The sequence below is a fragment of the Stenotrophomonas sp. YJH_SMC_27 genome, from assembly GCF_059369815.1.
In genome coordinates, this window is the sequence record NZ_JCAFTA010000007.1 from 58729 (window position 1) to 72892 (window position 14164).

Genomic DNA, 14164 nt, shown 5'->3' on the forward strand with positions numbered 1-14164 from the left:
CCCCTTTTTTTGGCTTGAGTCAGGCTTTGCGCAGGAACCAGGTCCGGCGCGTGTACTCGTGACCGAAATCCACCTGCCCGAATCGCGCGATCTCACGCTGACCACGCCTGTAATAGCGCCAAGGCGCTTTGGCCAGCGGAGGGGTTTGCCCGTAGAAAACATCCATGTGACCCACGGGCATCGACTTCGGGGTCACGTGCATGACCACGCTGCGGCGGGTTCCGGCAGAGGGATGCGGGGCGCCGCCATGGAACAGCTGCGGGTGCCAGACGATCACATCGCCTGGCTGCACGTGCACCGACTGCGGCTTCAGGCCAGCGTCTTCGCACTGGCGCGCCACCGCATCCTGATAGGCGGCCCAGCCCTCCGGCGACATGGCGCTGATCGGGCCGTCGCCGAAGACTTCGCGTCGCAGTGCCTGCACATCGATGGGCGGCAACAGGTGGCTACCCGGAACCACGCGCAGGGGGCCATTGCTTTCGTCAACCGCATCCAGCGCGGTCCATACCCCCATGTAGCGCTCGCCCGGGGACGTGCAGAACACTGGCGTATCGCGATGCAATGACTGCTCCGATCCGCGCTCGTAGTAGAGGCTGGTGTAGAGCGTGGTCGGTTCGCCGAGAAAGCGATCGCAGACGTCGATGGCCGGGTTGTCAGTGAGCAGGCGGGTCATCGCATCCACCGCCAGGTGCAGGTTGACGACCCGATACATGCGCTGGTGGTCGTCCAGGTTGCGCGAGACCGCCTTTGGATTGCGCTGTTTGAAGCGCGAGATGCGCTCGTTGATGTCCCTGACCAGTGCGGGTGCGATGGCCTGTCGCACCACCACGAAGCCATCGCGCATCAGCGCATCGTATGCATCCATTGGACTGTTCCTTCCTTAAATGCGGAGTATAGCTACGTGTGGCGGGACGTTACCCCGCCACCTTGCCCCACACCTTGAACGTGGTCAGCCACAGGCCGAGCATGCTGCCGATGTTGGTCAGCATGAACGTCAGCACCACGCGCGTGACCCGATTGCGGTACCAGCCCTTCAGGCTCTGCGCGTCGTCGCGCAGCTTGAGGAAGTCTTCGTACGCCGGCTTGCGCAGGCGCGCTTCCACCAAGGCCGAGAATGCGCCGGTCGGGATGCTCAGGCGGAACGGCTTGAACGGGGCCACCGCGATCGCGGTGAGGATGCTCAGCGGGTGACCGCCTGCCAGCAGGCAGCCCAGGCCCGCCAAGCCGCCGGTAAACATCGCCCAAGTCGCCAGCAGTTCGGTACCCACGCCCAGCCCGCCGCGGTAGAAGCCCACGCCGATGCCGGTCGCCACGATGGCCAGGATGCCCAGCGTGAACCACGGAATGTTGCGCTTCTTCGGTACCGCCTCCAGCTCGGCGCGCAGCGGTGCCGGTGCCTCGGTGTCGGTTTCCAGGTAACGCGCCAGGCCTGCCAGATGACCCGCACCGACAACCGCCAGCACTTCACGCTGCTGCGGGTCGTGTTCCTCGCGCAGGCGCGTGGCCATGTAGCGGTCGCGCTCGCCGATGATGGTCTCGTACAGTGCCGGGCTCTCGCTGGCGAACTCGCCAAAGCTCGACTCCAGCATGTCGCCCTGCTTGAGCTTCTCGATCTCGTTCTCGCCCACTTCTTCCGACGAGAACAGGCCCGCGCCCAGCCCGGCAACCAGCTTCAGCTTGCCGAAGAAGCCCAGCCGTTGCGACGCACGACGGAAGGTCAGGCCGACCTCGCGGTCGATCAGGTGCACCGGCAGGTTGCGCTCGCGCGCCAGGTCCACCGCGCGCTTCAGCTCGGCACCGGGCTCGATGTCGAGCTGTTCGGCCAAGCGGCGCTGGTAGGCGGACAGGGCCAGGTTGGCGGCGAACAGGGCGACGCGGCCCTTGCGGATCACCTCGACCAGGTCGAGCTTGGCCAGCGTATCCGGGTCGCTCAGCGCCTGCAGGCGCTGCGGGTCCAGTTCAACGGCAACGGCATCGAAGCGGCCGCTGTCGATGGCTTTCTCCACTGCTTCGACGCTGGCGCGCGAAACGTGGGCGGTGCCCAGCAGGGTGTAGCGCACGCCGTCGCGTTCGACGACGCGCACCGGCTGGCCGGCGAACAGATCGTCGCCGGTCTCGGGAAGGGTTTCGGTCATGGGTTCATTCATTGAAAGGTGCGGTTTCGGCGCCATCGCCGAGCGCGCGCTGCATCTGCACGGTGTCCAGCCAGCGGCCATGCTTGCGGCCGAGGCCACGGAACACGCCCACCAGCTCGAAGCCGAAGCGTTCGTGCAGCTTGATCGAGGCGGTGTTGGTCGGTTCGCCGATCACGGCCACCATCTGCCGGTAGCCACGCGCCACGCAGGCATCGATCAGGGCCTGCAGCAGGCTGGTGCCGACGCCCTTGCCCTGGAACGCGGCATCGACGTAGACCGAGTTCTCCACGGTCCACTGGTAGGCAATGCGGGTGCGGTAGGTGTTGGCGTAGGCGTAGCCGGCCACCTGGCCGTCGATTTCGGCGACCAAGTAGGGAAAGCCGCGATCGACAATGTCGCGCATGCGGCGCAGCATCTCGGTCGCGTCCGGAATGTCGTACTCGTAGGTGTTGACGAAGTCGGTCACTTCCACCGCATAGATCGCGGTGATCGCGTCGATGTCGGCCGGGCCGGCATCACGGATGAGGACGGCCATGCGCGGCTCCGGCTCAGTCGATGTAGCGCTTGAGCAGGTCACCGTACGCGTCGATGCGACGGTCGCGCAGGAACGGCCAGATGCGGCGCACGTGCTCGCTGCGCTGCAGGTCGACATCGCACAGCAGCACGGTGGCGTCCGTGCCGGCCTCGGCCAGGAACTCGCCCTGCGGGCCGAGCACGTGGCTGTTGCCCCAGAACTGGATGCCCGAGGCACCCAGCGGCGAGGCTTCGTGGCCGACGCGGTTGCAGCTCAGCACCGGCAGGCCGTTGGCCACGGCATGGCCGCGGTGGCTCAGCACCCAGGCGTCGCGCTGGCGGGTCTTCTCGTCCTGCACGTCGTCCGGGTCCCAGCCGATCGCGGTCGGGTACAGCAGCAGCTCGGCGCCGGCCAGCGCCATCAGGCGTGCCGCTTCCGGGTACCACTGGTCCCAGCACACCAGCACGCCCAGGCGGCCCACCGACGTATCGATCGGCTTGAAGCCGATGTCGCCCGGGGTGAAGTAGAACTTCTCGTAGAAGCCCGGGTCGTCCGGGATGTGCATCTTGCGGTACTTGCCGAGCAGGGTGCCGTCCTTTTCGAACACCACTGCAGTGTTGTGGTACAGGCCGGCGGCGCGGCGCTCGAACAGCGAGCCGACCAGCACCACGCCATGCTTCTTGGCCAGCGCGCCCAGGCGCTCGGTGCTCGGTCCGGGAATCGGCTCGGCCAGGTCGAACTCGTCCACCGACTCGTGCTGGCAGAAGTACGGACCGTTGTGCAGTTCCTGCAGCAGCACCAGCTTGGCACCCTGCGCAGCCGCCTCGGCCACGCGTGCTTCGATCACCGCCAGGTTGGCGGCGGCGTCACCGTGGTTGCGCTCCTGGATCAGGGCGACGGTAAGGGGGCTGCGCGAGTTCATGCGGGGCGTTCCTGCGGGAGAAAACCTGCATGTTAGCGCGGATGGGCGGCCGCAGCGTGTTGCGCGCTGAATGGCGTCCGCACACGGTAGCGCCGGGCCATGCCCGGCGGATTTTCAGGTCGTCGCTGCGCTCGCCGGGCTTGGCCCGGCGCTACCGGTCCGGCTTATGCCTTCAACAGCCCTTCCGGCAGCTGCATGGTGATGCAGTGCAGGCTGCCGTTCTGCCAGATCAGCGAGCGGCAGGGCACCTGCACGATCTCGCGGCCCGGATGGGCCTGGGCCAGCACGTCGCGGGCCAGGTCATCAGCCGGATCGCCGTAGGCCGGCATCAGCACCGCGCCGTTGATGATCAGGTAATTGGCGTACGACGCCGCCAGGCGGCGGCCTTCGTCGATCACCGGCTGTGCCCACGGCAGCGGGAACAGGCGGTACGGCTTCCCATCCTTGGTACGCAGCGCGGCCAGTTCGTTGCCCATCGCCTGCAGTTCGGCGTAGTGCGAGTCGCTCGCGTCGTCGCAGGCCTGGTAGACGATGCTGTCAGGCGAGGCGAAACGGGCCAGGGTGTCGATGTGGGCGTCGGTGTCGTCGCCTTCCAGGTAGCCGTGGTCCAGCCACAGCACGCGGTCCTGCTGCAGCCAGTTGGCCAGGTCGGCGCTCAGGCTTGCACGGTCGCGGTCCGGGTGGCGCTCGTGCAGGCACTTCCAGGTGGTCAACAGGGTGCCTTCGCCATCGGTCTCGATGCCGCCGCCTTCCAGCGCGAACGGGATGCTGCGCACCGGCGCGTCGTTGAACACGCCGGCCTGGTCCAGCACGCCCACCAGCTGGTCATCCAGGGTGGCGTCGAACTTGCCGCCCCAGCCGGTGAAGCGGAAATCCAGCAGCTGGAAACCGCCGTCGGCACGGCGCAGGGTGATCGGGCCGGAGTCACGCAGCCAGGTATCGTCGTAGGCCGCCGTGGTGAAGTGGACCTTGTCCATGTCGATGCGGTTGGAGCGCAGCCGCATCTCGGCGTAGGTCTCCACATCGTCGTCGGCCACGCAGATCAACACCGGCTGGAAGCGGGTGATGGCCGCGACCAGGGCGATGTAGGTCTCTTCCACCTGGCCCAGGCGGTCAGCCCAGTCGGTATCGGCGGTGGGCCAGGCAATCAGGACGCCGCTCTGGGCTTCCCACTCGGCAGGAAAACGAAGGGTCTGGTTCATGGTCTCGCTACACAGGCCCGCCCACGGCGGGTAAGGGGATCAGCGGATCGGCGGTTTCGGGCCGATTTCGTTCGGGTCCGCCTGGTTGGCCACCACGTCGATCACCTTCTGCTTCTCGAAGTAGACGGTGAACTGCGGGTACACCCAGCGGTTGATGGTCGGCCATTGCCGCTTCTGCCCGCCACGCGGCTGCAGCTGCTCGCTCGGCGCGCCGAACTGCGCCTGCACCTGCTGCATGCTCTGGCCGCGCACGGGCAGGGCACCGGCCGGCTTCTCGCGGGCGCGGTCGACAAGCAGGGTATCGGCCAGCGCCGGCGTGGCGGCGGCCAGGGTGGCCATCACGGCCAGGGCGGACAGGTAACGCTTCATCTCGATCTACTCCCCAGTGGTCAAGAAAGGCGATTACAGCAAAAACGGCAGGAAAAAGCCGCATAAACAAAAAACCGCCCGAAGGCGGTTTCTTGCATCGGGTCGGCCCCGCGTAGGGCCAGCCGCAGCCGGAAGGCTGTGAGGCTTAGCGCTGACGCGCCTTGAAACGCGGGTTCGACTTGCAGATGACGAAGATCTTGCCGCGACGACGGACGACCTTGCAGTCGCGGTGACGGGCCTTCGCCGACTTCAGGGAGGACAGGACTTTCATGGCATACCTCGGCGTAAACAGTAGTTGTTCGGGTGGAGCGTGGCCGCGATATGCGAAAGACAATCGGCAGTTGACGCTCGTTCAAGCCCGCCATTCTACCGGGCTTTTCCTCGTGGTTTCAAGTGGTTGCACAAAAGACCCCGCTGGGGGCGTCTGGCAGGGGCTAGAATGACCCCTTCACACGCTCTGGGACCCCCATGAATCCACTCGCTCCCGTCCTGACCATCGACGGCCCATCCGGGGCCGGCAAGGGTACCATCAGCCGCATCATCGCGCGCCGCATGGGCTGGCATTACCTGGATTCGGGTGCGCTGTACCGGGCGGTGGGCGTGGCCGCAAGCTGGGCCGACATCGACACCTCCGACGCCTCGGCGCTGGTGCGCTGCACCTTCGATACCCATGTTCAGTTTGTCGAGCAGGGCGATGCCATGCGGGTCATGGTCAACGGCACCGATGCCACCGACGAGCTGCGCCTGGAGACCACCGGCGCCCTGGCCTCTGCCATCGCCGCCATCCCCGAGGTCCGGGCCGCCCTGAAGGAGCGGCAGCGCGCATTCAGGGAGCTGCCGGGCCTGGTCGCCGACGGCCGCGACATGGGCACGGTGATCTTCCCGGATGCCCCCCACAAGGTCTTCCTGACCGCCAGCGCCGAGGAGCGCGCCGAGCGCCGGCATAAGCAGTTGAAAGACAAGGGGGTTTCTGTTAACTTTGATGACCTCCTGCGCGAGATCATGGCCCGCGACGCCCGTGATGCCCAGCGTACCGTGGCGCCCCTGAAGCCGGCAGACGATGCTGTCCTCATCGACACCACAGGCATCGGCATCGATGATGTCGTTGCCCGAGTGATGGATCTGCTTCCGGTTCCGGCTGCCTGATCCGTTCGCGCGGGAGCACTGCCAGCCGCATCGGCAGTGGTCGCGCAAAGCAGTGCTGTACCCGCTCCGTCGCGCACTGATGCGTGGCGGTTTTCCTACTACACACGACCTGCGTTTCCGGGGTCGACCAACAGGCGGGCGGTCGCCATTCCCCTGAAGGGGACGCCACCGACCCATGTGTCCAACAGAGTAAATCTAATGACCGAATCATTTGCCGAACTGTTTGAAGCCAGCCAGGCCAACCTGGCCAAGCTGAAGCCGGGCGCCATCGTCAGCGGTACCGTTGTTGAAGTCCGCGGCGACGTCGTGGTGATCAACGCTGGCCTGAAGTCCGAAGGCATCGTGCCGATCGAACAGTTCCGTAACGACGCTGGCGAAATCGACGTCGCCGAAGGCGACATCGTCAAGGTCGCCCTCGACTCGATCGAGAACGGCTTCGGCGAAACCGTCCTGTCGCGCGAGAAGGCCAAGCGCGCGATGGTGTGGGACGAGCTGGAAGAAGCGTTGGAAAAGAACGAAACCATCACCGGCCGCATCAGCGGCAAGGTCAAGGGTGGTTTCACCGTGGACATCAAGGATGTCCGCGCCTTCCTGCCGGGTTCCCTGGTCGATGTGCGCCCGGTGCGCGATCCGGCCTACCTGGAAGGCAAGGAGCTCGAGTTCAAGCTCATCAAGCTGGACCGCAAGCGTAACAACGTCGTGGTCTCGCGCCGCGCTGTCGTCGAAAGCGAGCACTCGGAAGAGCGCGAGCAGCTGATGGACAAGCTGCAGGAAGGCGCGATCCTGAAGGGTGTCGTCAAGAACCTGACCGATTACGGCGCGTTCGTGGACCTGGGCGGTATCGACGGCCTGCTGCACATCACCGACATGGCGTGGAAGCGCGTGCGTCACCCGTCGGAAGTCGTGAACGTTGGCGACGAGCTGGACGTTCGCGTGCTGAAGTTCGACCGCGAGCGCAACCGCGTTTCGCTGGGCCTGAAGCAGCTGGGCGAGGATCCGTGGGACAACATCGGCCGTCGTTACCCGGCCAACAGCCGCGTCTTCGGCAAGGTCTCCAACGTCACCGATTACGGTGCGTTCGTTGAGATCGAGCCGGGCGTCGAAGGCCTGGTGCACGTCTCGGAGATGGATTGGACCAACAAGAACGTCAACCCGTCGAAGGTTGTGCAGGTTGGTGATGAAGTCGAAGTGATGGTGCTGGACGTCGATGAAGAGCGTCGCCGCATCTCGCTGGGCATGAAGCAGGTTGCCGCCAACCCGTGGGAAACCTTCGCTGCCACCCACAAGAAGGGTGACAAGGTGTCGGGCCAGATCAAGTCGATCACCGACTTCGGCATCTTCATCGGCCTGGACGGCGGCATCGACGGCCTGGTCCACCTGTCCGACATCAGCTGGAACACCACCGGCGAAGACGTCGTTCGCAACTTCAAGAAGGGCGATACCCTGGACGCCGTCGTCCTGGCTGTCGATCCGGAGCGCGAGCGCATCTCCCTGGGCGTGAAGCAGCTGGAGCAGGATCCGTTCGGCCAGTACATGGCTGCCAATCCGAAGGGCTCCAAGGTCGAAGGCGTGGTGAAGGAAGTCGACGCCAAGGGCGCGATCATCGAGCTGGCTGACGGCATCGAAGGTTACGTCTCGGCCCGCGACATCGCCAACGAGCGCGTTGACGACGCCACCCAGCACCTGAAGGTCGGCGACAAGGTCGAAGCCAAGTTCGTGGGCATGGACCGCAAGGGCCGTACCCTGCAGCTGTCGATCAAGGCCAAGGACGACGCGGAAATGCGCGAAGTGCTGGAGGAATACCAGTCCTCTTCGGCTTCCAGTGGCACCACCCAGCTGGGCGCACTGCTGCGTGCACAGCTGAACGGCAACAAGTCCGAGTAATCGGCCTTAGGCTGTTCGTTGTTTCCTGGACGGCCCGGGCCTTGCCCGGGCCGTTTCAGGCTGAGATACCCCTGATGTGAGCCGGTAATGACCAAATCCGAACTGATCGAAATCCTTGCGCGCCGCCAGGCGCACCTGAAGGCCGATGATGTCGATCTGGCGGTGAAGTCGTTGCTGGAAATGATGGGCGGATCGCTGTCCGCCGGGGATCGCATCGAAATTCGTGGTTTTGGCAGCTTCTCGCTGCACTATCGGCCGCCGCGCCTGGGTCGCAACCCGAAGACCGGCGAGTCGGTTGCCCTGCCGGGCAAGCACGTCCCACATTTCAAGCCGGGCAAGGAACTGCGCGAGCGTGTCAGCAGTGTGCTGCCGCTGGACGCCGATCCGGCCTGAGCCTCCCGTCGCGCCACCGCGTGCGAATCCAGCCGCGAGTCGGATAAGCTACGGACTCCTGCCACTGGAGCTGTCGCATGAAGGTTTTTCGTCTGCTGGTCCTGCTGGCGGTACTCATTGTTGGGTTGATCATCGGTGCCATGAACATGGACGAGATGACCATCAACCTGCTGTTCACCCAGCTCAAGACCTCGGTCGGCGTGGCCATCATTGCCGCGTTGCTGATCGGCGTCATCGTTGGTGCTGGCCTGGTGCTGGTGAGCGTGGTCATTCCGCTCTACAGCCAGCTGCGCCGCGCCAACAAGTCCGCTGCCGCCACGCCGGCACCGGTTGCCTCCCCTCAATCTTTTGATGGACGCTGATCGAAGATGGATTTCGTCACCGAGTGGTTCTGGTTCTTCCTGTTCGTTCCGCTGGCCGCACTGGCCGGGTGGGTGATCGGACGGCGTGGTGGTCAACGCCACGGTGACAACCAGGTCAGCCGCCTGTCCAGCACCTACTTCCGTGGCCTGAACTACCTGCTCAACGAGCAGCCGGACAAGGCCATCGAGCTGTTCCTGCACATCGCCGAGCTGGACAAGGAAACCTTCGAGACCCAGGTCGCGCTGGGCCACCTGTTCCGCCGCCGCGGCGAAGTCGATCGCGCCATCCGCCTGCACCAGGGCCTGGTCAACCGGCACGACCTCAGCGATGCGCAACGCGTGCAGGCGCTGCTGGCGCTGGGCGAGGACTACATGAAGTCCGGCCTGCTGGACCGCGCCGAGACCGTGTTCACCGAACTGGCGCAGCTGGACCAGCGTGCCCCGCAGGCACTCAAGCACCTGATCGGCATCTACCAGGCCGAGCGTGACTGGGAAAAGGCGATCGACAACGCGACCCGTTTCGAGGACGTTACCGGCGAGCCGATGGGCAAGCTGATCGGGCAGTTCGAGTGCGAACTGGCCGAACGCTTCCGCGGTGCCGGCAAGCTGGAAGAGGCGAGGGCGGCGATCGCCCGGGCCTACCAGGCCGATGCGATGTCGGTGCGTGCCGGCATCATCGAAGGGCGCCTGGAAACCGACGCGGGCAATCCGGAAGCGGCCGTACGCGCGTTCGAGCGTGCTGCGCGCAATGATCCGGAGTACCTGCCGGAGCTGCTGCCGGCGCTGATGCAGAACTACCGCAAGGTGGGTGATCTGGCAGGCGCGCGCGCTTTCCTGTCGGAGATGACCGAGCATTACCGTGGCATTGCCCCGGTGCTGGCGCTGACCCGCCTGATGGAAGAGCAGGAGGGCGTGGCCCCGGCCCGTGCCTATCTGGGCCGCCAGCTCAAGGACCGCCCGTCGGTGCGTGGCGAGTCCGCGCTGATCGACCTGACCCTTGCTGAAGGCGCTGATTCCACGGCGACCCTGCACGACCTCAAGCACATCACCGACCAGTTGCTGGTACGCAACCCGGCCTATCGCTGCACCCGCTGTGGTTTCGGGGCGCGCACCCATCACTGGCAGTGCCCGAGCTGCAAGGAGTGGGGTACGGTCAAGCCGCTGTTGAATTACGCGGTGCTCTGATCCATGCCGTGGCTCGTGATGGGCGCGCTGCTGGGCCTGGCCCTGCTGAGTGCGGCACTGACCTGGGCGGCGCGGGGCTATGCGCTGCGCCGGCAACTGTTTGACCAGCCGGGCGAGCGCCGCAGTCACAGCGTAGCGACCCCTCGAGGTGGCGGCATCGCCATCGTCATCAGCCTGCTGGTGACCGCCGGTGTTGCCATGTGGGCCTGGCCCGCAGCGCTTCCGAGCCTGCTCGTGGCCGCCCTTGGCCTGGCGCTGGTGGCGGGTATCGGCTGGTGGGATGACCATCGGCCGCTTCCGGCCATGCGCCGCCTGATGGTGCATTTCATCGCCGCCGCGCTGCTGGCCGCGCTGGTCAGGGTGCATGGTGGCAGCTGGCTGCTGGCCGTGTTGGTCCTGCTGTTCACTGCCTCTCTGATCAACATCTGGAATTTCATGGATGGGATCAACGGCATCGCGGCCAGCCAGGCCGTTGTGGTGGCCCTGGGGCTGGCGCCGTTGCTGCCCTGGCCGTACTCGCTGGCGGCCATCGCGTTGGGCCTGGCGTGCCTGGGCTTCCTGCCGTTCAACTTCCCACGGGCCCGGATCTTCATGGGCGATGTCGGAAGTGGCGCGCTGGGTTATGCGGTTGCGGCGGTGCTGGCACTGGCCAGTGTCAAGACCGACATCAACTGGATACTGCTGCTTGTGTCGGCATCGCCGTTCCTTGTGGACGCGGGCTTCACACTGCTGGCGCGCATCATTTCAGGACAACGCTGGATGGAACCCCATACCCAGCATGTCTACCAGCGCGCGGTGCAGGCAGGAGCCAGTCACGCCCGGGTAACAGGGATGTACTTTGCTTTGGGCCTGTTCAGTATTACAGTGCTTAATGTCTGCTCCAACTTGCAGCCGAGGTGGGAGGCTGCCGTGGCGATCGCGTGGTTCATTGCGCTGAGCGTCCTCTGGCTCCTCCTGCGCAATGGATTGCGCCACCGAAAAGGAAATACCTGACTTATGGCTTCACCCTGGCGGGACAGAATCCTCGGCCTGATGCCGCGTTCGGCCATCGTCTGCCACGACCTGTTCATGGTCTGGGCATGCTGGCAGCTGCTGCACGCAGGGCGGTACTCGATCCTGGCCAACGCCCCCGAGCTCCCTCTCTGGAACGTCGACACCACGCTGGTGCTGCTGCTGCAGGGCCTGGTGTTCTGGCGCGTGGGCCTCTATCGGGGGCTGTGGCGGTTCGCCAGCGTCAGCGACCTGCTGAACATCTTCAAGGCCAGCTTCATCGGCATGGTGGCCATCGTGCTGGTGCTGATGTGGAAGCGCTTCGATGGCGTGCCGATGTCGGTGCTGGTGATCTATCCGTTCGCGCTGTCGGCGCTGCTGGGCGCGCCGCGCCTGCTGTACCGGGCCTGGAAGGACTACCAAGCGCTGCAGTCGGACTCATCCGCGCGTCGCGTGCTGATCCTGGGTGCCGGCCAGGCCGCCGAGACCCTGGTCCGTGACCTGCGCCGTTCAGGCAATTTCGAGCCGGTCGGCCTGCTGGACGATGCGCCGCACCTGCGCGGTGCCAAGCTGCAGGGCCTGCCGATCCTCGGCACCCTGGACGATGCGCCGACCGTGGTCCGTGAGACGGCGGCCAAGCTGCTGGTGATCGCCATCCCCTCGCTGGACGCCGCAGGCATGCAGCGGATCGTGGCCATCTGCGAAAGCACCGGCGTGCCGTTCCGCACCGTGCCCAAGCTCAGCGACATCCTGCAGGGCCAGTCGCTGCCGGGGCAGTTGAAGGAAGTGGCGATCGAGGATCTGCTCGGCCGCAAGCCGATCATGCCGGACTGGAACCTGATCCGTGGCTGGTTGGGCGGGCGTACGGTGATGGTCACCGGCGCTGGCGGTTCGATCGGCTCCGAGCTGTGCCGCCAGTGCGCGCGTCACGGTGCCGGTCGCATCATCCTGCTGGAGATCAGCGAGCTGCTGTTGCTGACCATCGAGGGTGAGCTGCGACGCAGCTTCCCGGACGTCGAGGTTGAAGCAGTGCTGGGCGATTGCGGCGACCCGGCGGTGATCCGCCATGCGCTGTCGCTGCATCCCGTCGACACCGCCTTCCATGCCGCCGCCTACAAGCATGTACCGGTGCTGGAGCGACAGCTGCGCGAGGCGGTGCGCAACAACATCCTGGCCACAGAGAACGTGGCCCGCGCCTGCCTGGAAGCGCGCGTCGAGCACTTCGTGTTCATTTCCACCGACAAGGCCGTCGACCCGGTCAATGCGCTGGGCGCCAGCAAGCGCTATGCGGAAATGATCTGCCAGAGCCTGGACCAGAAGTCCACGCATACCCGTTTCGTCACGGTGCGCTTCGGCAACGTGCTGGCCTCGGCCGGCAGCGTGGTGCCACTGTTCCGCGAACAGATCCTGCGGGGTGGGCCGGTGACCGTCACCGACCCGGAAGTCAGCCGCTACTTCATGACCATCCCGGAGGCCTGCCAGCTGATCCTGCAGGCCGCCGCCTCGGCGTCGCACGGTGCGATCTATACCCTCGACATGGGCGAGCCGGTGCCGATCCGCGTACTGGCCGAGCAGATGATCCGCCTGGCCGGCAAGCAGCCGTACAAGGACATTCCGATCATCTACACCGGGCTGCGTCCGGGCGAGAAGCTGCACGAGACGCTGTTCTATTCGGACGAGGACTATCGTTCCACCGCGCACCCGAAGATTCTCGAGGCCGGTGTGCGCGCGTTCTCACGTGACCTGGTGCTGGGCAATGTTCCGCGCCTGCGCGATGCCGTGGCTGGTTACGACACCACCAGCATCCAGGAGATCCTGTTCGCGACAATGCCGGAGTTCTCGCCAATCGAACAGGATGCTTACATTTCATCCGCTAAAGTCGTGCCCTTTCCGGCACGTGAGGCCAACAGGCACCAATGAGCAAGCGAATTCGCAAGGCAGTTTTTCCAGTGGCAGGGCTCGGGACGCGCTTCTTGCCGGCAACCAAGACGGTTCCGAAGGAAATGTTGCCGATCATTGATCGTCCGCTGATCCAGTACGCGGTCGATGAGGCAATCGAAGCTGGTTGCGACACGCTGGTGTTCATCACCAACCGCTACAAGCATGCCGTGGCCGACTACTTCGACAAGGCTTACGAGCTGGAGCAGAAGCTCGAGCGCGCCGGCAAGCAGGAACAGCTGGAGATGATCCGCCACGTGCTTCCCAACGGCGTGCGTGCGATCTTTGTGACCCAGGCCGAGGCTCTGGGCCTGGGCCATGCGGTGCTGTGTGCAAAGGCCGTGATCGGTGACGAGCCGTTTGCAGTGCTGCTGCCGGACGACCTGATCTGGAACCGCGGCGACGGCGCGCTGAAGCAGATGGCCGATCTGAACGAAGCCAGTGGCGCCAGCGTCATCGCCGTTGAAGATGTGCCGCACGACAAGACCGCCAGCTATGGCATCGTCGCAACCGAGGCCTTCGATGGCCGCAAGGGGCGCATTTCGCAGATCGTGGAGAAGCCGAAGCCGGAGGACGCGCCGAGCGACCTGGCCGTGGTCGGCCGCTACGTGCTGAGCCCGAAGATCTTCGAGCTGCTGGAAAATACCGGCAGCGGCGCCGGCGGTGAGATCCAGCTGACCGACGCGATCGCGCAGCTGCTGAAGACCGAAGAGGTCGATGCCTATCGTTTCGAGGGCACGCGCTTCGACTGCGGCACGCACCTGGGGCTGGTCGAAGCGACGATCCGTTTCGCGCTGGACAACCCGAAGCTGGCCGGCCCGGCGCGGGAGAAGCTGGCGGCGATGCTGGCGGAATAAGGGTTCTATCAAGCGCTCCGTGCAGCGCCTTGATCGATACGTGATGGGCGGGACGGGTGGGCCTTTGCAGGACACGCCGTAAACCCGTCCATGGGGGCTCGGTCGCCGCATTCATGCGGCGAACGGTCGTGCCAAAGGCCCACCCGCCCCGCCTGTCAGGTTTCCTGCGGGCGCGGACGGGAAGGGCGGAATCAAGGGCAAGAGCAAAAGCAAAAAGGCAGCCGATGGCTGCCTTTTTTGTTTCCGCGAGCGTCGAGTCGGGGTCGG

Annotated in this window: 15 protein-coding genes; 8 read left to right on the plus strand and 7 right to left on the minus strand. The window is 65.3% G+C overall.

Features of this window, described 5'->3' with window-relative positions:
• Positions 1-19: 19 nt before the first annotated feature.
• The 7 genes from AC5P7R_RS11850 to ykgO form a co-directional block, all read right to left on the minus strand.
• Positions 20-865 carry a phytanoyl-CoA dioxygenase family protein gene (locus AC5P7R_RS11850; RefSeq protein WP_021204154.1) on the minus strand — a complete coding sequence of 282 codons (846 nt, stop codon included), beginning with the start codon at positions 863-865 and terminating at the stop codon, positions 20-22.
• Between the two features lie 49 nt (positions 866-914).
• Positions 915-2135 carry a TraB/GumN family protein gene (locus AC5P7R_RS11855; RefSeq protein WP_111104631.1) on the minus strand — a complete coding sequence of 407 codons (1221 nt, stop codon included), beginning with the start codon at positions 2133-2135 and terminating at the stop codon, positions 915-917.
• A gap of 4 nt (positions 2136-2139) precedes the next feature.
• Positions 2140-2670, minus strand: coding sequence for a GNAT family N-acetyltransferase (locus AC5P7R_RS11860; protein WP_021204152.1), 531 nt, complete (start codon positions 2668-2670; stop codon positions 2140-2142).
• A 13-nt stretch (positions 2671-2683) separates the two neighbouring features.
• On the minus strand, positions 2684-3571 hold the full coding sequence (locus tag AC5P7R_RS11865) for a carbon-nitrogen hydrolase (RefSeq protein WP_005409280.1): 888 nt from the start codon (positions 3569-3571) through the stop codon (positions 2684-2686).
• A gap of 164 nt (positions 3572-3735) precedes the next feature.
• Positions 3736-4773 carry an agmatine deiminase family protein gene (locus tag AC5P7R_RS11870; protein WP_019661297.1) on the minus strand — a complete coding sequence of 346 codons (1038 nt, stop codon included), beginning with the start codon at positions 4771-4773 and terminating at the stop codon, positions 3736-3738.
• 39 nt (positions 4774-4812) lie between these two features.
• On the minus strand, positions 4813-5112 hold the full coding sequence (locus tag AC5P7R_RS11875; RefSeq protein ID WP_227837998.1) for a hypothetical protein: 300 nt from the start codon (positions 5110-5112) through the stop codon (positions 4813-4815).
• Positions 5113-5287: 175 nt separating this feature from the next.
• Entirely contained in the window at positions 5288-5413 is a 126-nt protein-coding gene (gene ykgO, locus AC5P7R_RS11880; protein WP_005409283.1) for a type B 50S ribosomal protein L36, read from the minus strand.
• A 197-nt stretch (positions 5414-5610) separates the two neighbouring features.
• Here ykgO and cmk point away from each other — a divergent pair, with 197 nt between their 5' ends.
• From cmk to galU, 8 genes are all read left to right on the plus strand, one after another.
• Positions 5611-6288: a (d)CMP kinase gene (gene cmk / locus AC5P7R_RS11885; RefSeq protein WP_019661298.1), complete on the plus strand. Its 678-nt coding sequence runs from the start codon at positions 5611-5613 to the stop codon at positions 6286-6288.
• Between the two features lie 198 nt (positions 6289-6486).
• Entirely contained in the window at positions 6487-8172 is a 1686-nt protein-coding gene (gene rpsA / locus AC5P7R_RS11890) for a 30S ribosomal protein S1 (protein WP_005416230.1), read from the plus strand.
• Between the two features lie 87 nt (positions 8173-8259).
• Positions 8260-8565, plus strand: coding sequence for an integration host factor subunit beta (locus AC5P7R_RS11895; RefSeq protein WP_005409286.1), 306 nt, complete (start codon positions 8260-8262; stop codon positions 8563-8565).
• 77 nt (positions 8566-8642) lie between these two features.
• Entirely contained in the window at positions 8643-8927 is a 285-nt protein-coding gene (locus AC5P7R_RS11900) for a LapA family protein (protein ID WP_019661299.1), read from the plus strand.
• A gap of 6 nt (positions 8928-8933) precedes the next feature.
• Positions 8934-10112, plus strand: a complete 1179-nt coding sequence (gene lapB / locus AC5P7R_RS11905) for a lipopolysaccharide assembly protein LapB (protein ID WP_019661300.1) — start codon at positions 8934-8936, stop codon at positions 10110-10112.
• Positions 10113-10115: 3 nt separating this feature from the next.
• Entirely contained in the window at positions 10116-11105 is a 990-nt protein-coding gene (locus AC5P7R_RS11910) for an MraY family glycosyltransferase (RefSeq protein ID WP_021204149.1), read from the plus strand.
• A gap of 3 nt (positions 11106-11108) precedes the next feature.
• Positions 11109-13022 (plus strand): polysaccharide biosynthesis protein, encoded by a 1914-nt coding sequence (locus tag AC5P7R_RS11915; protein WP_019661302.1) that lies wholly within the window; start codon positions 11109-11111, stop codon positions 13020-13022.
• Positions 13019-13897: a UTP--glucose-1-phosphate uridylyltransferase GalU gene (gene galU, locus AC5P7R_RS11920; RefSeq protein WP_021204148.1), complete on the plus strand. Its 879-nt coding sequence runs from the start codon at positions 13019-13021 to the stop codon at positions 13895-13897. Before AC5P7R_RS11915 ends, galU begins: the two co-directional genes overlap by 4 nt.
• Positions 13898-14164 lie beyond the last annotated feature (267 nt).

Coding starts and splice junctions, on each gene's coding strand:
- AC5P7R_RS11910 (WP_021204149.1), top strand. CDS start 10,116: ATGCCGTGGCTCGTGATGGGCGCGCTGCTGGGCCTGGCCCTGCTGAGT.
- galU (WP_021204148.1), top strand. CDS start 13,019: ATGAGCAAGCGAATTCGCAAGGCAGTTTTTCCAGTGGCAGGGCTCGGG.
- AC5P7R_RS11895 (WP_005409286.1), top strand. CDS start 8,260: ATGACCAAATCCGAACTGATCGAAATCCTTGCGCGCCGCCAGGCGCAC.
- AC5P7R_RS11850 (WP_021204154.1), bottom strand. CDS start 865: ATGGATGCATACGATGCGCTGATGCGCGATGGCTTCGTGGTGGTGCGA.
- AC5P7R_RS11865 (WP_005409280.1), bottom strand. CDS start 3,571: ATGAACTCGCGCAGCCCCCTTACCGTCGCCCTGATCCAGGAGCGCAAC.
- ykgO (WP_005409283.1), bottom strand. CDS start 5,413: ATGAAAGTCCTGTCCTCCCTGAAGTCGGCGAAGGCCCGTCACCGCGAC.
- AC5P7R_RS11900 (WP_019661299.1), top strand. CDS start 8,643: ATGAAGGTTTTTCGTCTGCTGGTCCTGCTGGCGGTACTCATTGTTGGG.
- lapB (WP_019661300.1), top strand. CDS start 8,934: ATGGATTTCGTCACCGAGTGGTTCTGGTTCTTCCTGTTCGTTCCGCTG.
- AC5P7R_RS11915 (WP_019661302.1), top strand. CDS start 11,109: ATGGCTTCACCCTGGCGGGACAGAATCCTCGGCCTGATGCCGCGTTCG.
- AC5P7R_RS11860 (WP_021204152.1), bottom strand. CDS start 2,670: ATGGCCGTCCTCATCCGTGATGCCGGCCCGGCCGACATCGACGCGATC.
- cmk (WP_019661298.1), top strand. CDS start 5,611: ATGAATCCACTCGCTCCCGTCCTGACCATCGACGGCCCATCCGGGGCC.
- AC5P7R_RS11870 (WP_019661297.1), bottom strand. CDS start 4,773: ATGAACCAGACCCTTCGTTTTCCTGCCGAGTGGGAAGCCCAGAGCGGC.
- AC5P7R_RS11875 (WP_227837998.1), bottom strand. CDS start 5,112: ATGGCCACCCTGGCCGCCGCCACGCCGGCGCTGGCCGATACCCTGCTT.
- rpsA (WP_005416230.1), top strand. CDS start 6,487: ATGACCGAATCATTTGCCGAACTGTTTGAAGCCAGCCAGGCCAACCTG.
- AC5P7R_RS11855 (WP_111104631.1), bottom strand. CDS start 2,135: ATGACCGAAACCCTTCCCGAGACCGGCGACGATCTGTTCGCCGGCCAG.